Origin of the sequence: Oerskovia sp. NPDC060287, from assembly GCF_042726775.1 — a bacterium.
Lineage (GTDB): Bacteria > Actinomycetota > Actinomycetes > Actinomycetales > Cellulomonadaceae > Oerskovia > Oerskovia merdavium.
Genome location: NZ_JBHXBO010000315.1, coordinates 1 through 3,943, shown reverse-complemented (window position 1 = coordinate 3,943; position 3,943 = coordinate 1). Strand labels below are relative to the sequence as shown.

Here is a 3,943-nt window from a genome sequence, read left to right as displayed (position 1 = left end):
GTGCTCGGCACCCGGTAGCGAGCATCCCCGCAGGTCAGCGACCGGCACGGGCCCGGACCGCCCGCATCCTGAGCCCCCTCCCGCCGCTCACGGGCCCCGGGCTATCATCGACCGACTCGTAAAACACCCGGCGGGCCGTTGAGAGAGACGGAGGCCGGCGACGTAACGGAGCAGGCTAGTGGCACTTGTCGTGCAGAAATATGGTGGCTCGTCGGTAGCTGATGCGGAGAGCATCAAGCGGGTGGCGAAGCGCATCGCAGAGACCAAGCGGGCCGGACATGACGTGGTCGTCGTGGTCTCGGCCATGGGTGACACGACGGACGAGCTCATCGATCTCGCCAGGCAGGTCACCCCCCTTCCCCCCCAGCGCGAGATGGACATCCTGCTCACGGCAGGTGAGCGCATCTCGATGTCGTTGCTGGCGATGGCGATCAACAACCTCGGCGTCAAGGCCAAGTCGTTCACGGGCCAGCAGGCCGGCGTGATCACGGACGCCGTGCACGGCAAGGCGCACATCGTCGACGTCGTGCCGCACCGCATCCGCGAGACGGTCGAGAAGGGCTCGGTCGCGATCGTCGCCGGGTTCCAGGGCGTCACGCAGAGCACCAACGACGTGACGACCCTCGGTCGCGGCGGCTCGGACACCACGGCGGTCGCGCTCGCGGCAGGCCTGGGCGCCGACGTGTGCGAGATCTACACCGACGTCGACGGCGTGTTCACCGCGGACCCGCGGATCGTGCCGACGGCCCGCAAGATCGACCGCATCTCCTACGAGGAGATGCTCGACATGGCGGCGAGCGGGGCCAAGGTCCTGGTGCTGCGCTGCGTCGAGTACGCGCGCCGCTACGGCGTGCCCATCCACGTCCGTTCGTCGTTCTCGACGAAGCCGGGGACCATCGTGTCGAACGACGCGCGCCCCGTGCCCAACGTCCCCCAGCAGGCTCCCGGCCACCCGGCCGACAACGAGGCAGAGGTCATCATGGAAGATCCGATCATCTCGGGCGTCGCGCACGACCGCAGCGAGGCCAAGATCACCGTCGTGGGCGTCCCGGACGTCCCGGGCACGGCCGCCCGCATCTTCGAGGTCGTGGCCGGTGCCGGCGCGAACATCGACATGATCGTCCAGAACGTCTCGGTCGCGGCCACGGGCCTGACCGACATCTCGTTCACGCTCCCCATGGACGACGGTGCGCTCGCGACCACGGCCCTGGACGGCGTGCGCGAGGAGATCGGTTTCGCGTCGCTCCAGTACGACGACCAGATCGGCAAGGTCTCGCTCATCGGTGCGGGCATGAAGTCGAGCCCGGGCGTGTCCGCGCGCCTGTTCGGTGCGCTGCGTGACGCGGGCATCAACATCGAGATGATCACGACGTCCGAGATCCGCATCTCGGTCGTCACGCGGGCCGACAGCCTCGACGACGCGGTGCGGGCCATCCACACCGCGTTCGAGCTGGACGGCGAGAGCGAAGCAGTCGTCTACGCCGGCACCGGCCGTTGAGCGAGGAGAGCACCATGAGCAACCAGAACTCTGCCGGCCTCGTCGTCGGCGTCGTCGGGGCGACCGGTCAGGTCGGCGCCGTCATGCGCCGTCTGCTCGAGGAGCGTGACTTCCCCGTCGCGCAGATCCGCTACTTCGCCTCGGCCCGCTCCGCGGGCAGCACGCTGCCCTGGAAGGGCGAGGACGTCGTGGTCGAGGACGCGGCCACGGCCGACGTGTCGGGTCTCGACATCGCCCTGTTCTCCGCGGGCGGTGCGACCGCCAAGGCGCAGGCCGAGCGCTATGCCGCCGCGGGCGTCGTCGTGATCGACAACTCCTCGGCGTGGCGCATGGACCCGGACGTCCCGCTCGTCGTGTCCGAGGTCAACCCGGAAGCGATCCACGAGGCGCGCAAGGGCATCATCGCGAACCCGAACTGCACCACGATGGCCGCGATGCCGGTCCTCAAGCCGCTCGCGGACGAGGCAGGCCTCGAGCGCCTGATCGTCGCGACGTACCAGGCGGTCTCGGGAGCGGGACTTGTCGGCGCGGCCGAGCTCCGTGACCAGGCGGTCGCAGGGGCCGAGCAGGACCTCACGGGTCTGGTGCACTCGGGCAGCGCGGTCACGTTCCCCGCACCGGACAAGTTCCCGCGCAACATCGCGTTCAACGTGGTGCCGCTCGCCGGGTCGATCGTCGACGACGGCGAGGAGGAGACCGACGAGGAGAAGAAGCTCCGCAACGAGTCGCGCAAGATCCTGGGCCTTCCCGACCTCCTGGTCGCGGGCACGTGCGTGCGCGTCCCGGTCTTCACGGGGCACTCGCTCGCGATCCACGCCGAGTTCGCTCGGGCCATCACCCCGGACCGCGCACGCGACCTGCTCGCGTCGGCCCCGGGCGTCGAGCTCGCGGACGTCCCCAACCCGCTCGAGGCCGCAGGTGCCGACCCGTCGTTCGTGGGCCGCATCCGCACCGACCAGAGCGTGCCGGGCGGTCGCGGCCTGGTGCTGTTCGTCTCGAACGACAACCTCCGCAAGGGTGCCGCGCTCAACGCGGTGCAGGTCGCGGAGCTGGTCGCGGCAGACCTCACGAGCAAGGCCGCTGCCTCGGCCTGACTCGTGCTGCCGGGAAGGGCGGGGGGCTGTGACCTCCCGCCCGTCCCGCTGGTCCGGAGACGGACCAGGCATCGCGGTGCCCGACGGCGCCCCTCACCTTCCGGTGGGCGGGCGCCGTCGGGCTGTGCGCACCTGGTCCGGCCCCTCGGGACCACCTGCGACGGCTCGCGGCACCCCTCACGGCAGCGTCGGCTCGCACGGGAGCCGTTGCGCGCGCCGAACCGCCGGACGCCCGACAGACTCGGGGGAGACCCGCGCCTCCCGTGCGCCGGGCACGACGCGGAGGTGTCTCCCGTGACCAACCCCCAGCTCCCGGCTCCTGTCCCTGCACCGGACCCCGAGCCGCAGCCTGTGCTCTACCAGCTCACGACGTCGGCGGAGTTCCTCGTGGTGAGCTCCACGGGGAGCCCTGAGGCGGACGCGACGCTGCTCGGTGTCGCCTCCGACGTCAACGGTCTGGTGCGCTCGGTCGGGTTCCGGCAGGGGCGGGCCGAGCTGTCGTGCGTCGTGGGCCTCGGGTCGAGCTTCTGGGACCGCGTGCGCCCTGCAGGTGCGCCGCGTCCCGCGCACCTGCACCCGCTCAGGGCGCTGGCCGGCGCACGCCACACGGCCCCGTCGACCCCGGGCGACGTGCTCTTCCACCTCCGCGCCGACCGGGCGGACCTGACGTTCGAGCTGGCCCGCCAGATCATGCGTGCGCTGGGGGACGCGGTGGTCGTCGAGGACTCGACCACGGGCTTCCGGTACTTCGACTCGCGCGACCTCCTGGGCTTCGTCGACGGGACGGAGAACCCGACGGGCCGGGCGGCCCCCGAGGCCGCGCTGGTCGTGGACGAGCCGGACTTCGTGGGCGGGAGCTACGTCGTGGTGCAGAAGTACGTGCACGACCTCGACGCGTGGAACGGGCTGAGCACCGAGGAGCAGGAGAAGGCGATCGGGCGGACCAAGCTCGACGACATCGAGCTCGACGACGACGTCAAGCCCAGCAACTCGCACGTCGCGCTCAACGTCGTCGAGGACGAGAACGGCGAGGAGCTCGCGATCCTGCGCGACAACATGCCGTTCGGCGACGCGGGCGCGGGCGAGTTCGGGACGTACTACATCGCGTACGCGAAGGACCCCTCGGTGACCGAGCTCATGCTGCACCGCATGTTCATCGGTGAGCCCGAGGGAAACACCGACCGGATCCTCGAGGTGTCCACGGCCCTGACGGGGTCGTTGTTCTTCGTGCCGTCGCTCGACCTGCTCGAGAGCCTCGCGGACGACGAGGTCGAGCAGCAGCCCGAGAGCGGGGCGGTGGCGGTCGGGTCGTGAGGGACGGACCGATCGCCGCCGAGAAGTGAGCTGTGGC

At 70.8% G+C, this 3,943-nt stretch carries 3 protein-coding genes; all 3 read left to right on the top strand.

What is annotated here, in order from left to right; translation table 11 throughout:
* Positions 1–178: 178 nt before the first annotated feature.
* The 3 genes from ACFWFR_RS18095 (at position 179) to ACFWFR_RS18085 (ending at position 3,906) form a co-directional block, all read left to right on the top strand.
* Entirely contained in the window at positions 179–1,498 is a 1,320-nt protein-coding gene (locus ACFWFR_RS18095; protein WP_377623975.1) for an aspartate kinase, read from the top strand.
* 14 nt (positions 1,499–1,512) lie between these two features.
* The gene (locus tag ACFWFR_RS18090) at positions 1,513–2,592 is read left to right on the top strand and encodes an aspartate-semialdehyde dehydrogenase (RefSeq protein WP_377623973.1); all 1,080 of its coding nucleotides are present in this window, start codon (positions 1,513–1,515) and stop codon (positions 2,590–2,592) included.
* A gap of 294 nt (positions 2,593–2,886) precedes the next feature.
* Positions 2,887–3,906, top strand: a complete 1,020-nt coding sequence (locus ACFWFR_RS18085; RefSeq protein ID WP_377623971.1) for a Dyp-type peroxidase — start codon at positions 2,887–2,889, stop codon at positions 3,904–3,906.
* Positions 3,907–3,943 lie beyond the last annotated feature (37 nt).

What these genes read in the sequence shown, in the direction of transcription:
- ACFWFR_RS18090 (WP_377623973.1), top strand. Translation starts at nt 1,513, where the DNA reads ATGAGCAACCAGAACTCTGCCGGCCTCGTCGTCGGCGTCGTCGGGGCG.